A 16,201-nucleotide genomic window follows, 5' to 3' on the forward strand; every position below is an offset into this window, starting at 1 on the left:
CGAGTTATGGTTGCCGACATGGTGTCGACAACAGAGGTGGTGCGCGGTGTTCCTCGCGTGGCGTGAGCTGACGTTCGCCCGGGGGCGCTTCGCGCTCATGGGCTCGGTCGTGGCGCTCATCGGCGTCCTGATGGTCCTGCTGTCCGGCCTGTCCGTCGGGCTCGTCAACGACGGCGTCTCCGGGCTCAAGCGGATGCCCGTCGACGCGTTCGCGTTCGAGGAGGACGTCGACCATTCCGCCGCGTTCGCGCGCTCGGCCGTGGACGTGACCGCGGTCGACGAGTGGGCGACGGTCGACGGCGTGAAGGACGCCGCTCCCTTCGGCAACGTGCTCGTCAACACGCGCACCGACTCCGGCGTCGACCTCGACCTCGCGCTGTTCGGCGTCCAGCCCGGCACCTGGATCGCCCCCTCGTCGGCCACGGGCGAGGACCTCGCCGGCCCCGGCGAGGTCGTGCTCGCAGGCGACGTGCGTGACATGGGCGTCGACGTCGGCGACGTCGTCGTCATCGACCAGATCGGCACCGAGCTCACCGTCGTCGGGTTCCTCGACGGGCAGCACACGTTCGGCCACGTCGACATCGGCTACGTCGACCTGTCCACCTGGCAGGAGGTCCACGGCGGGGTACGCCCCGGCGAGGAGGCCCCCGCGTGGGTGTACGAGCAGGTCACCGCCGTCGCGCTGCGCGGCGACGGGATCGACCTCGCCGCCGGCGACGCCGCGATCGACACGACGAGCATGACGCTCGACGAGTCCTTCGGCGCCTCGCCCGGCTACACCGCCGAGACCGCCACGCTGCAGCTCATCCAGGTGTTCCTCTACGCGATCTCCGCGCTCGTCGTCGGCGCGTTCTTCCTCGTCGTGACCATCCAGCGCAAGCACGAGCTCGCGGTGCTGCGCGCCATGGGCGCGAGCTCGCGGTTCCTGCTGCGCGACAGCCTCACGCAGTCCGCGATCCTCCTGGTGACGTCCACCGCCATCGGTGTCGGGATCGGCCTGCTGCTCGGCAGCGGGCTGTCCGCGACCGAGATGCCGTTCGCGCTCGAGGCCGCGCCCGTCGCCGGGGCCGCCGTGCTCCTCGTCGTGCTCGGCATGATCGGCGCCGCCGTCGCCGTCACCCGCATCACCCGCGTCGACCCCCTCACCGCCCTCGGAGGCAACCGATGACCGCCGCGACCGTGACCGCAGGCCTGAACCTCGCCGGTGTGACGCTCCTGCACGGCGACGGGGACGACACCGTCACCGCCCTCGACGACGTGTCGCTCACCGTCCAGCCCGGCGAGCTCCTCGCCGTCGTCGGACCGTCCGGTGCGGGCAAGTCGAGCCTGCTCGCCGTCGCGGGCGGACTCATCCGCCCCACGTCCGGCACCGTGCACGTCGGCGACGCCGACCTGACCAACGCCTCGCAGCGTGACCTCGCGCGCCTGCGCCGCGCGCGCATCGGCTTCGTGTTCCAGTCCGGCAACCTGCTGCCCGCGCTCACCGCGCTCGACCAGCTCCGCCTGCCGCTGCAGCTCGGTCCCGTCGAGAACCCGCGCGACCCGCGCGAGCTGCTCGACGAGGTCGGCATGTCCCACCGCGCCGACCGTCGCCCCGCGCACCTGTCGGGCGGCGAGCGTCAGCGCGTCGGGATCGCCCGTGCGCTCATGACCCGCCCGCAGCTGCTGCTCGTCGACGAGCCCACCGCGGCGCTCGACCGCGCACGCAGCCAGGAGGTCGTCGCGCTGCTCGCGCGCGAGTCCCACCAGCACGGCGTCGCGACCGTCATGGTCACGCACGACCACGACGTGCTGCACCACTGTGACAGGGTGCTCCAGATGACCGACGGCCGGCTCGAGGAGCACGTCGGCTGACCTGACGCCGGGAGGGATCCGTGCCTCGCATCAACGCCGCGACCGTCGCGGAGCACCGCGCCCGCCAACGGCGCGCGGTGCTCGACGCCGCGCGTGACCTGCTCGCCGAGACCGGGCAGGCGCCGTCGCTCGCCGACGTCGGTGCGCGCGCGGGCCTCGCGCGGTCCAGCGTGTACGAGTACGCGCGCTCGCGCGACGACCTGCTCGCGGCCGTCGTCGCCGACGTGCTGCCGAGCTGGGCGCAGCGCATCCAGGACGCCATGGCGCAGGCACCGACACCCGGTGCGCGCGTCTGGGCGTACGTCGAGGCCAACGTCGCGTTCTTCGCCGGCGACGAGCAGCGCGTCGCGCGGGCGCTCGGCAGCGTCGTGGACCCCGCGGTGCTGTCCGGGCCCATGCAGGAGTTCCACGCCGCTCTCCAGGAGCCGCTGCGCGCGGCACTGCGCGAGCACGGCGAGCCCGACGCCGAGGCCGTCGCCGACCTCGTCGACGCGATGATCCTCAGCGCGACGAAGGCCGCCCGCGCCCGCCCGCAGCCGAGCGACGACACCGAGAAGGCCGTGATCCTCACTCCGCTGCGCCGGGTCCTCGGCCCGTACCTGGGCCTCGACGCCTGAGCCTCAGCGACGACGAGGGCCCCAGCCGCACCTGCGACGGGACCCTCGTCGTGCTCGGGTCAGTAGCCGGTGGTCTCGCGGGGGTGGTGGACGCACCAGGTGAGGGTCTCGCGGATGGCGGCGGGGACGTCGTCGGGCTCGATGCCGAGGACGGCGCAGACCGCCGGGTCGGAGACGGCGTCGCGGGCCTGGAAGCGCGCCGAGTCGGGCAGGTGGATTCCGTGCTCGACGCCCGCCGCGGTGGACTGCTCCTGGGCCGCCTCGTAGCCGGGGAGCATCACCTCGAGCGGCACGACGACCGCGTCCTGCGGGTCCCGGCCGACGGCCGCGAGGCACATCTGCTGGAACTCCAGGTACGACAGGTCGTACCCGTTGATCGGGTAGCGCCCCTCGTGCTCGCCGTGCTCCATCGCCCCGACGGCGGCCTGCGCGACCTGCCGGACGGTGACCGACGACGTCGAGCCGCCGAGCACCGCTGCGGGCCCCGACTGGCCGGCGACCATGTCGAGGAACATCTGCCACAGCGGACGCTGGTTCGGTACGGTGCCGAAGATGTACGGCAGGCGCAGCGTCATGACGTCCATCTCGCCCGCGCCTTCCAGGCAGGCGACCTCCTCCTGCATCAGGCGCGTGCGGGGGTAGCCGTTGCGCGTGCGGTAACCCAGGTCCGGCCACTCCTCGGCCCACTGCGCGGTGTACGAGCCGTACAGCACGAACTTCTGCACGCCCGACTGCCGGGCGAGGCGCGCGACGCGCTGGGTGGGCAGCACGTTCGCCTCATAGAAGAACCGCGCCGCGGGCGCGGGCGGGACCGTGCGCTCGTCGGCGCCGATCGCGTAGAACACGGCGTGCTTGTCGGCGAGGAGCGCGAGCAGATCGGTATCCGTCATCGTCGTGACGTCGCCGAACCGTGCCGTGGCGGCCTCGGGCAGGAACGACGAGTCCTCGACGGGCAGCGACAGCGTGGTGACCTCGTAGCCGCGCTCGAGCAGCAGGTTCGTGGTGTGGAAGCCCAGGAGGCCCGTGCCTCCCAGGACGAGGACCTCGGTCATGTCAGCCTCCGTCGTCGGATCCGGTGCTTGCGACGCTAGGTCCGCCGACGCCACTCCCGGAGGGCTCAAGGTCCCGGGGTGCTGGCACGTCGTCGCAGGTCACCAGACGTTTCCGTCGTTCGGGTGGTGGTCCGACGAGGTTTCCGGGCGGCTTCGTCGGGAATGCCCGCCTGGTGGGCGTGGCCTTCCGGCCCGTGCGTCGCCCGCCTAGCGTCGAGGCGTCAGCCGACCGCCCGAGGAGGACCCATGCCCGCACTGCCGCCCCTGGTCAGCCCCGAGGACCTGCGCGCCGCCCTGGACGGGCCGGGCGGGGTGCTCGTGCTCGACGCGTCCACGGCGCTCGCGCAGGGCGGCGAGGGCGACCCGTACACCGCGGAGCCGCTGCGCGCGCAGTACCTCGACGCGCACGTGCCGGGTGCGGCGTTCGTCGACGTGAAGAGCGAGCTGTCCGACCCGGACGGGCCGTTCCTGTTCACGCTCCCGTCCGCCGACGCGCTCGCCGCGGCGTTCGCGGCCGTCGGCGTCGGGGACGACACGCACGTCGTCGTCTACGACAACGGCGGCAACGCGTGGGCGACGCGCGTGTGGTGGCTGCTGCGCTGGCTCGGGCACGACGCGGTGTCCGTGCTCGACGGTGGCCTCGGCGCCTGGCAGGCCGCGGGCTTCCCGACCGCCTCGGGCGCGTCCGACGACGAGGCTGCGCGGGCCTCGGGCGCCACACTGACTCCGCGCGAGCGGCCCGAGCTGCTCGCCACTCTCCCGCGGGTGGAGAGCATCTCGTCGGGCGACGCGACCGGGCTGCTCGTCAACGCGCTCGACCCCGCGACGTTCCGCGGCGAGCAGGAGGTCAGCCCCTACCCGCGGCGCGGCCGCATCCCCGGCAGCGTCAACGTCCCGCTGTTCGCGCTGCTCGACCCGGCCACCGGCCGGTTCCTGCCCGTCGACGAGCTGCGCGCGCTGCTCGAGGACGCCGGCGTGCTGCAGGCCGAGGGGGCGGTCACGTACTGCGGCGGCGGGATCGCCGCGACCATGCCCGCGTTCGCGGCGTTCGTCGTGGACGGCACCGAGGTCGCCGTCTACGACGGCTCCCTGTCGGAGTGGACGTCCGACGACCGCCGCCCCGTCACGCTGGGCTGACGCTCGCCGCGAGGCACGTCCCCGGGCACGTCGCCTCATGACGTCCGGTCCTCGGTGCCGCGACACTGGCACGGTGGAGAGCCGAACATCCGTGCCGCCGACGCGCCGCGCCCTCGTCGTGGACGACGAGGAGCCGCTCGCGCGGCTCGTCGCGGGATACCTCGAGAAGGACGGGTTCGAGGTGCGCGTCGAGCTCGACGGGCCGGGCGCCGTCCGGGCCGCCCGCGAGCGCGAGCCCGACGTCGTGGTGCTCGACCTCGGGCTGCCCGGGCTCGACGGCGTCGAGGTGTGCCGCCAGATCCGCACGTTCTCCGACGCGTACGTCGTGATGCTCACCGCGCGCGCCGACGAGGTCGACACGCTCGTCGGGCTGTCCGTGGGGGCCGACGACTACGTGACCAAGCCGTTCCGCCCCCGCGAACTCATGGCGCGGGTCGCCGCGCTGATGCGCCGCCCGCGCCGCGTGCGCGACGACTCGGCAACGGCGTCCGCGCTGACGGTGGGGGCGCTGCGCATCGACACGGTCGGCCGTGAGGTGTGGCTCGACGGTCGGGAGGTCGCGCTCACCCGCACCGAGTTCGACCTGCTCGCGGCGCTCGCGAGCGCACCGCAGCGCGCGTTCTCCCGGCGTGCGCTCATCGCCGCGGTGTGGGGCGACGAGTGGGTGGGCGACGAGCACCTCGTCGACGTGCACCTGCTGCACGTGCGCCGCAAGCTCGGCGACAGCGCGAGCGAGCAGCGCTACGTCCGCACCGTGCGGGGCGTCGGGTACCGCATGGGTACGGGCGGATGAGCGGCACGCGCCGCACGGGGATCGCCGCGCGCCTCCTCGTCGCGATGGTCGTCGTCCTCGCCAGCGCGACGCTCGTCGCGTGGGCGGTCGCGTCCGTCGTCGGGCCCGCGCTGTTCCACCAGCACATGACGGCCGCGCACCACGGGCCGGGAACGGCGGTCGAGCACGCCGAGCTCGCGTTCTCCTCGGCGAGCACCGTCACGCTCGCGGCCGCGCTCGGGGCGGCGGCCGTGACCGCGCTGCTCGCGAGCACCGTCCTCGCGCGGCGCATCGGGACGTCGCTCGGGGCGCTGTCCGCCGCCGCCGGGCAGGTCGCTGCGGGCCGGTTCGACATCCGGCTCGACCGGCCCGCTGCGGGCAGCGAGTTCGACGACCTCGCGGACGCGTTCAACGCGATGGCGGAGCGTCTGCGCCGCGACGACGAGCAGCGTCGGCGTCTGATGAGCGACGTCGCGCACGAGCTGCGCACGCCCGTGGCGACGATCGTCGCGTACGTCGACGCGCTGGAGGACGGTGTGCAGGAGCTCGACCCCCGCACCGTCGACGTGCTGCGCGCACAGGCGTCGAGGCTCACCCGGCTCTCGACGGACCTCGCGGCCGTCGCGCACGCCGAGGGCGGAGGGCTCGTGCTCGACCGGCGTCCCGTCGCCGCCGGCGACCTGGTCGCCGCAGCGGTCGCGGGCGTGCAGGCGCGCGCCGCCGAGAACGGTGTCGAGGTCGAGGCCCGCGTGCCGGCCGGGCTGCCGCCGGTCGTCGTCGACGTCGACCGCGTCGGTCAGGTGCTGGCGAACCTCCTCGACAACGCGGTGCGGCACACCGCACCGCGCGGGCGCGTCGTCGTGACCGCCGAGGCCGCGCCCCTCGGCGTGCGGTTGCGGGTCGACGACGACGGTGAGGGCATCGCCCCCGAGCACGTGCCGCACGTCTTCGAGCGGTTCTACCGGGTCGACACCGCTCGGGACCGGTCGCACGGCGGCTCGGGGATCGGGCTGGCCGTGGTGAAGGCGCTCACCGAGGCGCACGGAGGCCGCGCCGGGGTGAGCAGCGACGGCCCCGGCCGCGGGGCGCGGTTCTGGGTGGACCTGCCGGCGGACCGGTGAGCGGCTTCATCGGATCTTGACCGTTCGCCAGTAGGACCTACGTCCCGGGCGTGGACAGTGGAGACGGACCGTCCCCGATCTCTGGAGCTCCCGTGCGCGTCGTCCGCCCCTTCCTCGTCGTGCTCGTGGTCGCGACGAGCACGACCGTCGTCGCCGCGTGCGCGCAGACCGACCCCGCCACCCCCGCCGCGGACCGGCCGGCGACCTCGACGTCATCGCTCGTCGCCGACCGCGCCGACGTGCACTTCGCGCAGCAGATGATCATCCACCACCAGGGTGCGCTCGACATGGCCGCCCTCGCACCGCAGCGTGCCGGCAGCGCCCAGGTCGCCGCGCTCGCACGCCGCATCGCCGCAGCCCAGCAGCCCGAGATCGACCTCATGAGCGGCTGGCTCGAGGCCTGGGGTGCCGCCGTGCCCGACGACGGCGCGACGATGCCCGGGATGCACCACGGCGGGAGGGGAGGCGACGGCGGCATGGCGTCCGACGACGACCTCGGCGACCTCGAGGCCGCCCGCGGGCCCGCGTTCGACCGGCTCTTCCTCGAGCTGATGATCGTGCACCACGAGGGCGCCGTGCACATGGCGCGCATGGAGGAGCGCGCCGGACGGGACCCCGGCGCCCTCGCGCTCGCCGAGCGGATCGTGCGTGACCAGACCGCCGAGATCGCCGAGATGCGCGCCCTGCTGGCGCCCCTCACGGACGACTGACGCGCGCGACCTGGGCCCTCAGTCCCGACGCGGCCACCCGCAGGCCCGCGCCCGCAGCACCTTCATCGATCCTTCATCGGACCTGAGCCGACGCTCGACCCGCGGTCAGAAGGCTGGCCCCGCCGCCGGGCCGTCCGGCGTCCCACGACGAAGGAGTCCCGATGGTCGCCACCGCACCCAGCCCGACCCCCACCGCACCCGCACGCACCAGCCTCACCTGGGAGGTGCGTGCCATGCTGCTCGCCGCCGCCAGCGGCGCGATCGTCGTGCTGGGCCTCCTGCTCCCCGCCTGGCCCACCGGGCCCGACATGGGCTCGACGCACTACATGGGCCTGCTCGCCGACAACCAGCCGTGGAACCTGCTGCTGTTCATGGCCGTCCCCGTGATCGCCGCCGAGACCGTCGCCGTCACCGAGCTCGTCATCCTGTTCTCGCCCCAGCGCGCCGGGCGCACCGTGCGCGCACTCAACAAGTACGTCGGCATGGCCGCCGGGCTCTACTTCCTCGGCGTCGTCGTCTACCTCCTGCAGCACGCCGTCGTGCCGCTCACCATCGACGGCGGCTGGCGCGGACCGGCCGACGTGATCGCCGTCGGCTTCTACCTGCTGGGCCTCGTACCGCTGTTCGGCATGACCCTGCTCGAGACCCGTGTCGTCGGCGAGCAGTGGGACGAGCGACGCCGCCTCAAGACGCACGCCACGCTCGTCGGGATCTTCCTCGTCGTCGCCCACGTCGCGATGATCGCGGGCATGCTCGACCCCACCGTGCTGGGCTGGGACCCGACGCACGTCATGCCGGACGGCAACCCCATGGAGGGCATGACCCACTGACGGCCCGGGCGCAGCAGCGCTACCTACCCTGGCTCGTCTCCGGTCAAGGCCGCCGGCCCGGCGCGAACGCAGCGAGAAGGTCGTCGACGTCCTCGCAGGCTTCCAGCACAGATCCCATCCGCGAACGGCCCCATCCCAGGTGGTCGCGCATCAGGATCGATCGGTCACGCACGTGGATCGCGTCCCACGACGTCACCACCGCGCCGAACCGGCGGATGCACTCGCCCCGGAAGTACGCACGGGTGTCGGCGGGGGGCGCGACTGCCGCGAGCGCGACGTCACGGGACGCCACCAGCGCCGCGAGCGGGTCCTCCTCGACCACCTCACCGGAGAGCGCGAGCGACCAGTACTCAAGCACCGCCCGCGCGTCCGGGTCCGCATCGTCGCCAAAGCGTCGGTCCAGGTACCGGCCCGCCAGCTCGCGGAAGCGTGCCTGCGCGGCACGCGCGTCCGTCTCGTCGATCCGTTCCACCAGGTAGCCGTCCTCGATCATGGCCAGGACCAACGAGGTCGTCCCCACCCGGAGGAACGTCCCCCGGTCGCTGGCCCTGCCTTCGGCGTGCTCCTCGACCACCAGCACGGTGCCGCGCGACCTGATGGTCACGCTGGGCGTGCCGACACCGATCGCTCGCCGCGTCGTCAGGTGAGGCCTGAGCAGGTGACGGATCCTTCCGACGGGGACGCGTGGAGCCACCTCGTAGAACTCGTCGGTCGCGTGGGCGCGATCGCCGACCGCACCGGGGATCACCATGGCTCCTGCACGATGCCACCGGACCGCGTCCAGCGGGCCCGTGACCTCCGGGGTGGCGTACGTCACGCCGGTTGGGTAGGCGGCGACCCGACCGCCGTTGGGCAGGAACCGCGAGGGACTCGGCGTGATCCCGGTGGCACGGAGCCGCAGCCGAAGCCCGGTCACTCGATGGATGCTCACTGCGGTTCCTCACCGTAGGTGCGCGCCGCCGGGCGGATGCCGACGAGGAGCGAGCTCGTCGGCATCCGCAGACGCGCGGCCGTCTCCCGGACCGACACGGACCCCGCGTCGCCCTGGCCCAGCAGCACGACGTCGACCTCAGCGCCCTCTGGCAAGCCCTCAGCGACGGGGTATGCGACCGACGACAGCATCGCGACGTGTGCGATCTCGTAGCGGTGGCCGCCCGCCAGGACCTGCCAGGTCCCCACGGCCGGCGCAGGCATACCGTGGGCGAAACCGACGCCGACGTGGAGCGGGACCCCTGCCGGAGGCGCCTCCGCGCCGTACCCGATCGAGGCCACCGGGGTCGCCGCGCGCCCGCTCGCCGACCAGCCGAACGCCACCGCCACGTGCGCGCCCGGAGGCGTCGGAGCCCGGGACGGGATGCCGTACAAGAGCCTGCCGACGCGTACCAACCAGTGCTCGGGCAGGTCCAGGTCCCAGGACAGGACGTCCCCGCCCCCCAGCGACACGGTCCCGATCCGGCGGGTGTCCGACGCCCGTTCCAAGATCTCGACGGCCCGCGCTGCGCACTCCGCCGGGACATCCCTGGGGAAGTGTGCGGAAAGCTCCCGCACGACCGTCGAGCGTGGGAGGGCTTCGATGAGCCGGTGCAGGTCGCTCAGCGCGACGCCGCCCCGCCCGGTCCCTCCGTCCACCTCGATGCTGATCGACGGGCCGAGCGGACCCTGGAGCGCGGACCGGCCGAGTATCCACTCCAGTTCCGGGAAGTCGTCGGTTCGGGCCGGCGCGGGGCCGGGCAGCACGCGCACGCGCGACTCCGGCACCGCACGCTTGACGCGTCGACCTTCCGGCCCGTTACCGACGTAGAAGTCGCGGATGCCGGCCTGCCAGAACGCTTCGGCGCACTCCTGGGCCCCGAGGCCGTACCCGTCGCCCTTGACGACCGCTGCGATGCCCGGCCGGGCCGCAGCACGGACCAGCCTGGCGTTGGACGCGAGCGCCGAAGGCCGCACCGAGAGCGTGCCGCCGAGAGCAGGTCGCGTCACCGGGCGCCCCAGGCCCGGGCTGCGCGGACCGCCGGTGCGGTGCCGGCCGATCCTCGCAGGTCGTCGAGAGCTGCCTCCATCCCACCGAGGAGCCCGAAGACGTGGAACAGCTCCAGACCCACGTGCGAGATGCGCAGGATCTCACCGGCGAGCTCGCCCTGACCGGCGCCGGTCTGCACGCCGTACGCACGCAAGGCCTCGACGAGCAGGGTGGCGTTCACGCCTTCGGGCGGTCGGGTGGCCGTGACAGGCGGCACAGCGACCGCGCCCGTCGGCAGATGGCGGAAGCCGAGGGCGGCCAGGCCCTGGCGCATCGCCACGCCAACCGTCTCCGTCCGCCGCCAGGTCTCAGGCAGCGGTACGTCGACGACACGCTCGACGAGCGCCGCGTGCAACGCCGCGACGACCGTGACCGGCGGGGTCCACAGCGCCTGGGTAGGAGTGCGCAGGGCCGCCGCCCGCATCCGGGACCAGTCACCCGCCAGCGTCGTCGGTGGGCCCACCGCCTCAGCCCGTGCCCAGGCACGCGGAGAGATGGCGAGCAGCCCGACCCCGGGCGGGCCGCCGACGCCCTTCTGGCTCGTCATCACCGCCACGTCGACGCCCACCCGGTCCATCTCGACCGGCAGGGCACCGGCGCTCGAGATGCAGTCGACCACCAGCACCGCGGAGAGCTCACGGCACAGCCGCGCGATGGGAGCCAGGTCGTTCACGAACCCCGTCGACGTCTCGTGATGCACCACGTAGACGCTCGTCGCACCCGCCTCCAGCGCGGCCCTCAGGGCGGGAAGGGACACGGGGGCGCCCCAGCTCTCACGAAGGTGCACGACTCGCAGCCCCAACCGGCCCGCGGTCTCTGCCAGCCGCTCGCCGAAATAGCCGTTCGAGGCGACCGTCACCGGTTCGTCCGCGGCGGACACGTTGCGCAGCACCGTCTCCAGGAGAGCCGTCCCGGTGCCCGCGAGGCAGTAGACCGGCTCGGCCGTCCCGAGGACCTCGCCCACGAGCCGCCCCACTTCCGCGACCAGACGACCGAACTCGGTGCCCTGGTGGTAGACGGTCGCCGAGGCGCCGGCCTTCATCACGGCGTCGCTCAACGTCACAGGGCCAGGGACGAAGAGCGGGATCGCCAGGCTCATCCCGCGACCGCCACGCGGTCCGCGGTGAACCGCTCGAACCAGTGCGTGAGCACCGCGGGATCCGGCCAGCGCAGCACGAGGCACGTGCTCTCGGCGATCCGTCGCGCCGTCGGACGGGAGTCGGCCTCGGTGAACCACCCGAGCCAGTTCGGCTTGTTCGCGTTCCGGTGGGTCATCTGGTGCTCGATCAGCTCGGCCTCGGCCTCGTCCGCGGTCAACGTCTCGACCTCGACCTCGTCGATCCCTGGCGTCCACCGCGGCAGCAGCACGACCGACAGCCGGGGGTTCGACGCCTCCGCCACGACTCCGAACAGGTCGAACAGCTGCCGCCAACCCACCTGCTTCTTCGCCGGGCGAGCCCACTCGAGCTCCTGCCCGACCACCGGGGCGATGGGGCGCGTCGCGGCGAAGCTGCGCAGCGTGCCCGGGAACAGGCTGATGATCTCCGGACAGGCCTGCAGGAGCAGCGTGTCGTCGACGGGCAGGACCACCGTGCGCTCGCAGGACAGAAACCGCGCGGCAGCCACGTCGGCCAGCATCGCCGAGAAGAACACCGTGGTCTTGCCCGCGCCGCGGTCTCCCGCGACGAGGAACCCGGTGCCGTCCAGCTCGAAGGCCGCCGAGTGGTACGTCACGCCGCCCAGCGACTCGAGGAATGGCACGAGCACCTGGTCGCGGATCACCCGCTTCGAGTCGACCGCGAGGACCTGGGCGTTGACGTTGTACACGTCGACCTCCCGCGTCTCGTCCGACACGACGAGGACGGATCCGGTGTCGTACGAGTCGATCGTGCGGACGCCGTCGGAGGACGTGTGGACGTGGGACCGGCGGATGTCGTAGTCGTGGCTGCCCGAGTGCAGTGAGAGCGGGACGCCCGCCCCGTCGAACGAACCGGGGAACGCCCTGGCGTGCAACCGCACCGTCCCGAGGTGACGACCGCCGGCGGGGGCGTCGCCGATGCCAAAGAAGATGCCGATCTCGCGTTCGAGGAGAGCCCGGACCGTGGGCGTGTCCGACTCCACGTCCACGGACCCCTGCGGGCAGTACACGGAGAACGAGTCCATGGTCAGCTCCCCCCCTTCGACATCGAGGCCAGGTGGCGGTCAAGTACGTTCCGCGTCGGCGGCTGCGTGCCGAAGTCGTACTGCCAGGGATCACGGAGATAGCCGCGCACGCGCAGGGGAAGCGCGTCCAGGACTTCGCGCGTGACGATGTTCCGGCTGTACGCCACGGCAGGATGGGCGTAGACGAACGAGACGGTCGACTGGTCCCGGCTCGACGGCCACGGCGGCGAGCTGCGGATCAGGAACTCCGAGCTGATGACCGCGCTCCCGGGCGGGCAGCCGAAGCTGGCGAACAGCGGGTCGTCAGGATCGTCCGGACGGTCCACGAGGTCCACCGGCCGACCGCTCTCGACGCGGTGGCTCCCGGGTACGAAGACCGTCGCGCGCTCGCCAGGCTCGACCCGGTCCAGCTCGAAGGAGACCCGCACGACACCGCACACCGCCCGGCCCCGGCGAGTCCCGTTGGCGAAGAGGTGCATGTCCGACCGGTACGGCTCGGCCGGCATCCCTCCCCAGGCGACGTTGCCCGAGTGGCGGTCGAGCACCTCGACGTGCTCGAGCCTGGGATCCGACCCGATGAGCTCCGTCACCGCACCGAGCACGCCGGGGTGGTCGATGAGCGCTGCCGCCGGGCCCGCCGGGATCGACCGCTCATCCGTCCGCACCTGCGACTTGACCTGCGCGACCAGGTCGTCCGACAGGATCGCCGGGCGCACGAACAGCCCGAGCGTCTCGAATCGGTAGCGCTCCTCGTCCGTCAGCTCCGTCATCCTCTGGCTCCTCTCGTCATGGCGAGCAGATCGTCGATCCAGGACCGGTCCGCCTCGTACCCGTGCCGGATCAGATGGCCGGGCAGCGCCGGGAACCGCACGAGCTCCTGACGGACGCGGGCGGCTGCGTCCGCCGCCCTGCGCCATCGACCGATCACGCGCGGATCGAGCGTGCGGACCGAGTTGAGCGAGACGAGTTCCTTGGGGCTCATCGCCACGTCGGCGACCAGTGCCGGGAAGTCGGCGAAGTCGCTCGTGGGGGCCAGGTCGAGCGTGGCGGCGATGCGGTCCTGAACCCGACCGGGCTGACGGATCAGCTCTTCGAAGCGGATCCGGAGGGTGCGGGGGTGCCGCTCCGCGGCACGCTCGAAGGCAGCGACGTCTCGCTCCCACCGACGAAAGCTCGTGTGGAACGCACTCGAGCCGCCGTACCGGCTCGTCACCACGTCACGGGGGTCACGCATGATGTCGACGAGCCAGACGCCGGGGTGCTCGCGGACCTGGTCGGCGAGGTCCAGGGCGCACGCCGGCGTGCGGCGCAGCACCACCGCGGTCCCCTCGGCGTTCGACCGCGGGAAGTCGGTCATCCGGTGCATGCCGGCGACCACGCGAACCCCCGCGAAGCCGCGGAACATGTTCGACAGCAGTGTCGTGCCGGACCGGCTGCAACCGGTGATGAAGATCCTCGTCATCGGTGCCGTGAGTCCCTTCCTGTCGGACGTGTGGAGGTCATGCGGTGCTCGCGGCCAGGTAGGGCGCGAGATGACGCGCGACCGTCTCGGGCAGGTGCACGTCGGTCTCGCACAGCGCGCGCTCGCCCGGCAGCCTGACGCTGCTGCCCGGCAGCGACGGTGAGCTCGCGACGTACGCCGCCATCCGGCCCAGGTCCTCCAGCACCGCCTCTCGGCGGCGCCCGAGCGCAGCGAGGTCGATGGTGACGAGAAGCGCCGAGGTTCCCGACGACGGGACACCGGCCTGCACGAACCCCGAGCCGGGAAGCACCCCGGCGAGCACCTCCACCATGAGCGCGAGCGCGAAGCCCTTGTGCCCGTGCCCCTGCGTCGCGCCCAGCGGCTGCAGGGTGGCACGGCTCAGGACGTCGGGGGCGATCCGCACCGCTCGGCCGTACCGGTCCTGCACCGCACCCCGCGGCACGCCGGGACCGCCCAGTGCGGCGTTCCGCACGGCGCCCTCGCTCACCGACGAGGTGCTCACGTCGACGACGAGCGGCGGCCCACCGGGCATGGGCGTCGCGAAGGCGATCGGGTTGGTCCCGAGCCGCGGCTCCGAGCCGCCGAACGGAGCGACCTTCTGCCCCCCGCCCGCGGAGTTGGCCACGGCGAACGCCATGCGGCCCGCCTCGGCCACCGGACGGACGAGGTGAGCGAGCCGACCGAGGTGACCGCTGCGGCGGACCGCGATCCACTGCACCGACTCGTCACGCGCCAGGACGTCGTCGGCCAGGTGCCGGACGACGACCGCACCCATCGCCCGGTCCCCGTCGATCGTGTACCGACCCTCACCCCAGGCGGTCGTGCGGGGACGACCCCGGGGGTTGATCAGGCCCGACCGGAGCTTGGTGACGTACTCCGGCACCCGGAGGACGCCGTGGGACGGGTACCCCTCACGCTCGGAGTGGACGAGTGCGGCGGCGACCGTCGCGGCGTCCTGCGCGGTCAGGCCTTCCGCGGTGAACAGGCGCTCGAGACCCTCCTGCACGTCGGGCGCCGCCATCGTCCGACGACGTGGGCGCCCGCTGGGCGACGGTCCTGCGCCCGAGGTCTCGAGCTCGCGACGGATGTCGTCGACGGTCGCGTACGTCCGCACCGGCAGCGCGACCACCCAGGGACCGGCGTCGAGTCCCTCCCGGACGAGGACGGCCGGCGCGTCACCGTGCGACCCGACCCAGGTGTAGAACGAACGCAGCGGCGCGGTCCGTACGTCACCCAGCAGCAGGACCCGTTCGTGCGCGTCCTCGAGGATCGTCAGCACGGTTCGGTCCACCACGGACGGCGGACATCCGTTCGCGAAGGACGCGATATCGACGACGCTCCAGCCGCGCAGCTCACGCCGGAGCTGCTCGGCGTCGAGTCGACCGTCGCTGAGGACGAGCGCCCGTCGCTGCGGCTGCTGGGGGATCACCGCGCGTCGATCCCCGCCGCGGCCAGGTCGGACGCGACGCCAGCCGCGTCACCGCGCCGGCCGAGCGCACTCATCAGGACGCCTGCCTGGGCGAGCAGCGTGCTGTCGCGCAAGAGACCGCTCGTCGCCCACGTCGTCACGATGTTCACCCAGTCCATCGCCATCAGCACGACGACCGTCTCGCCGCCGAGCTCCGTCGCAGCCTCGCCTGCGCGGCCCTGCAGGGCCGCACCCGCTCCCCCCGACGCCAGCGCGCTGCGCAGTAGGAGTCTGGCGACATCGGCCCGGGGGTCGCCGAGGTGCACGGCCGGATCGATGAGGTGCACGTGTCCACCGACCGACGAGATCACGTGCTCAGGCTTCAGGTCTCCGTGCACGAGCCGTGGGGTGGCTGCCGCACGTGGTCGACTCAGCGCCACGCCGTCGACGACCGCACCGACGGCTCGATGGAGCCGGGGTGCCGGCAAGGCGGTCCGCAGGTAGCGGTGCGCACGGGTTCCACCGAACTTCCGCTCGTACGTCCACTCGATCGATCGCCGGTGGTTGGCGTTGACCCCGTGGCGACGGCCCTCGCCGGTCACGGCGCTGGTCTTCCAGAGCCGCTCCATCGCACGCCACAGGTGCTCCGCCTGCTGCCCGGTGAGGCGCGTCGCCCCGTCCGCGGGCACGCGCTCGACCACGGTGACGTCCCTGTCCGCCACGAGCACTCGCGGGACCCGCACCACGTCGTCCGCGACGATCTCGGCGAGTATCTCCAGGCTCGTCCCCTCCGGCGAGCACGCGAGAGCCTGCGCCCACGTCTCCGCCCGACGCTCGACGTCGTCGTCTCGGACCCGCGCGCCCAGCGTCGCGACGAGCGTGCTCCTCGACATCCCGGCGAGTGCGCACTTCGCGACCGCTGCGTGGCCGTCGCACGACGTCGCGAAGACCATGTCGGTGACGCTCGGCATCTGCTCGAGCGGACCGAGAGTCCGCCCACACCGGTGCGCGGCCGCGATGATCCGGCGTTCCGC

At 73.1% G+C, this 16,201-nt stretch carries 17 protein-coding genes; 8 read left to right on the forward strand and 9 right to left on the reverse strand.

Annotated elements, in window-relative coordinates:
- The first annotated feature begins 46 nt into the window (after positions 1-46).
- Genes F1D97_RS04010 through F1D97_RS04020 form a run of 3 tightly spaced genes read left to right on the forward strand, consistent with a single transcriptional unit; the run spans position 47 to position 2,471 of the window.
- Complete coding sequence (locus tag F1D97_RS04010; protein WP_236122433.1) at positions 47-1,168, forward strand: ABC transporter permease; 1,122 nt, start codon at positions 47-49, stop codon at positions 1,166-1,168.
- Complete coding sequence (locus F1D97_RS04015; protein ID WP_236122434.1) at positions 1,165-1,854, forward strand: ABC transporter ATP-binding protein; 690 nt, start codon at positions 1,165-1,167, stop codon at positions 1,852-1,854. Before F1D97_RS04010 ends, F1D97_RS04015 begins: the two co-directional genes overlap by 4 nt.
- Before the next feature lie 20 nt (positions 1,855-1,874).
- Entirely contained in the window at positions 1,875-2,471 is a 597-nt protein-coding gene (locus tag F1D97_RS04020; protein ID WP_236122435.1) for a TetR/AcrR family transcriptional regulator, read from the forward strand.
- A 59-nt stretch (positions 2,472-2,530) separates the two neighbouring features.
- On the opposite strand, the gene F1D97_RS04025 is transcribed toward F1D97_RS04020, so the two are convergent.
- Positions 2,531-3,523, reverse strand: a complete 993-nt coding sequence (locus F1D97_RS04025; RefSeq protein WP_236122436.1) for an NAD-dependent epimerase/dehydratase family protein — start codon at positions 3,521-3,523, stop codon at positions 2,531-2,533.
- 246 nt (positions 3,524-3,769) lie between these two features.
- On the opposite strand from F1D97_RS04025, the gene F1D97_RS04030 reads away from it, so the two are divergent.
- The 5 genes from F1D97_RS04030 to F1D97_RS04050 all read left to right on the forward strand — a co-directional run bounded on the left by F1D97_RS04030 (position 3,770) and on the right by F1D97_RS04050 (position 8,093).
- Complete coding sequence (locus tag F1D97_RS04030) at positions 3,770-4,660, forward strand: sulfurtransferase (RefSeq protein ID WP_236122437.1); 891 nt, start codon at positions 3,770-3,772, stop codon at positions 4,658-4,660.
- Between the two features lie 37 nt (positions 4,661-4,697).
- Positions 4,698-5,453: a response regulator transcription factor gene (locus tag F1D97_RS04035; protein WP_396022553.1), complete on the forward strand. Its 756-nt coding sequence runs from the start codon at positions 4,698-4,700 to the stop codon at positions 5,451-5,453.
- On the forward strand, positions 5,450-6,553 hold the full coding sequence (locus F1D97_RS04040) for a sensor histidine kinase (RefSeq protein ID WP_236122439.1): 1,104 nt from the start codon (positions 5,450-5,452) through the stop codon (positions 6,551-6,553). Before F1D97_RS04035 ends, F1D97_RS04040 begins: the two co-directional genes overlap by 4 nt.
- A gap of 92 nt (positions 6,554-6,645) precedes the next feature.
- A complete protein-coding gene (locus tag F1D97_RS04045) occupies positions 6,646-7,263 on the forward strand; it encodes a DUF305 domain-containing protein (protein ID WP_236122440.1) in 618 nt (205 codons plus the stop codon).
- A gap of 161 nt (positions 7,264-7,424) precedes the next feature.
- Positions 7,425-8,093, forward strand: coding sequence for a DUF6803 family protein (locus tag F1D97_RS04050; RefSeq protein ID WP_236122441.1), 669 nt, complete (start codon positions 7,425-7,427; stop codon positions 8,091-8,093).
- 43 nt (positions 8,094-8,136) lie between these two features.
- Here F1D97_RS04050 and F1D97_RS17465 read toward each other — a convergent pair whose 3' ends face one another.
- From F1D97_RS17465 to F1D97_RS04090, 8 genes are all read right to left on the reverse strand, one after another.
- Positions 8,137-8,910, reverse strand: coding sequence for a proteasome accessory factor PafA2 family protein (locus F1D97_RS17465; RefSeq protein ID WP_317618945.1), 774 nt, complete (start codon positions 8,908-8,910; stop codon positions 8,137-8,139).
- A 110-nt stretch (positions 8,911-9,020) separates the two neighbouring features.
- Entirely contained in the window at positions 9,021-10,073 is a 1,053-nt protein-coding gene (locus tag F1D97_RS04060; RefSeq protein WP_236122442.1) for an alanine racemase, read from the reverse strand.
- A complete protein-coding gene (locus tag F1D97_RS04065) occupies positions 10,070-11,296 on the reverse strand; it encodes a pyridoxal-phosphate-dependent aminotransferase family protein (RefSeq protein ID WP_236122443.1) in 1,227 nt (408 codons plus the stop codon). Before F1D97_RS04065 ends, F1D97_RS04060 begins: the two co-directional genes overlap by 4 nt.
- Positions 11,209-12,276 carry a phosphoenolpyruvate carboxykinase (ATP) gene (locus F1D97_RS04070; protein ID WP_236122444.1) on the reverse strand — a complete coding sequence of 356 codons (1,068 nt, stop codon included), beginning with the start codon at positions 12,274-12,276 and terminating at the stop codon, positions 11,209-11,211. The genes F1D97_RS04065 and F1D97_RS04070 overlap by 88 nt, the downstream gene beginning before the upstream one ends.
- Positions 12,277-12,278: 2 nt before the next feature.
- Entirely contained in the window at positions 12,279-13,046 is a 768-nt protein-coding gene (locus F1D97_RS04075; protein WP_236122445.1) for a phytanoyl-CoA dioxygenase family protein, read from the reverse strand.
- Entirely contained in the window at positions 13,043-13,738 is a 696-nt protein-coding gene (locus tag F1D97_RS04080; protein ID WP_236122446.1) for a sulfotransferase family protein, read from the reverse strand. Before F1D97_RS04080 ends, F1D97_RS04075 begins: the two co-directional genes overlap by 4 nt.
- Before the next feature lie 37 nt (positions 13,739-13,775).
- Entirely contained in the window at positions 13,776-15,188 is a 1,413-nt protein-coding gene (locus F1D97_RS04085) for an Ldh family oxidoreductase (protein WP_236122447.1), read from the reverse strand.
- Positions 15,185-16,138, reverse strand: a complete 954-nt coding sequence (locus tag F1D97_RS04090; protein WP_236122448.1) for a phosphotransferase — start codon at positions 16,136-16,138, stop codon at positions 15,185-15,187. Before F1D97_RS04090 ends, F1D97_RS04085 begins: the two co-directional genes overlap by 4 nt.
- Positions 16,139-16,201: the final 63 nt, after the last annotated feature.

It is taken from the genome of Cellulomonas palmilytica (genome assembly GCF_021590045.1).
GTDB lineage: Bacteria > Actinomycetota > Actinomycetes > Actinomycetales > Cellulomonadaceae > Cellulomonas > Cellulomonas palmilytica.

Bases quoted from the DNA above. Each gene is read 5' to 3' on its own strand.
- F1D97_RS04015 (WP_236122434.1), top strand. From the start codon at position 1,165: ATGACCGCCGCGACCGTGACCGCAGGCCTGAACCTCGCCGGTGTGACG.
- F1D97_RS04025 (WP_236122436.1), bottom strand. From the start codon at position 3,523: ATGACCGAGGTCCTCGTCCTGGGAGGCACGGGCCTCCTGGGCTTCCAC.
- F1D97_RS04030 (WP_236122437.1), top strand. From the start codon at position 3,770: ATGCCCGCACTGCCGCCCCTGGTCAGCCCCGAGGACCTGCGCGCCGCC.
- F1D97_RS04035 (WP_396022553.1), top strand. From the start codon at position 4,698: ATGACGTCCGGTCCTCGGTGCCGCGACACTGGCACGGTGGAGAGCCGA.
- F1D97_RS04040 (WP_236122439.1), top strand. From the start codon at position 5,450: ATGAGCGGCACGCGCCGCACGGGGATCGCCGCGCGCCTCCTCGTCGCG.
- F1D97_RS04050 (WP_236122441.1), top strand. From the start codon at position 7,425: ATGGTCGCCACCGCACCCAGCCCGACCCCCACCGCACCCGCACGCACC.
- F1D97_RS04070 (WP_236122444.1), bottom strand. From the start codon at position 12,276: ATGGACTCGTTCTCCGTGTACTGCCCGCAGGGGTCCGTGGACGTGGAG.
- F1D97_RS04075 (WP_236122445.1), bottom strand. From the start codon at position 13,046: ATGACGGAGCTGACGGACGAGGAGCGCTACCGATTCGAGACGCTCGGG.
- F1D97_RS04080 (WP_236122446.1), bottom strand. From the start codon at position 13,738: ATGACGAGGATCTTCATCACCGGTTGCAGCCGGTCCGGCACGACACTG.
- F1D97_RS04090 (WP_236122448.1), bottom strand. From the start codon at position 16,138: ATGCCGAGCGTCACCGACATGGTCTTCGCGACGTCGTGCGACGGCCAC.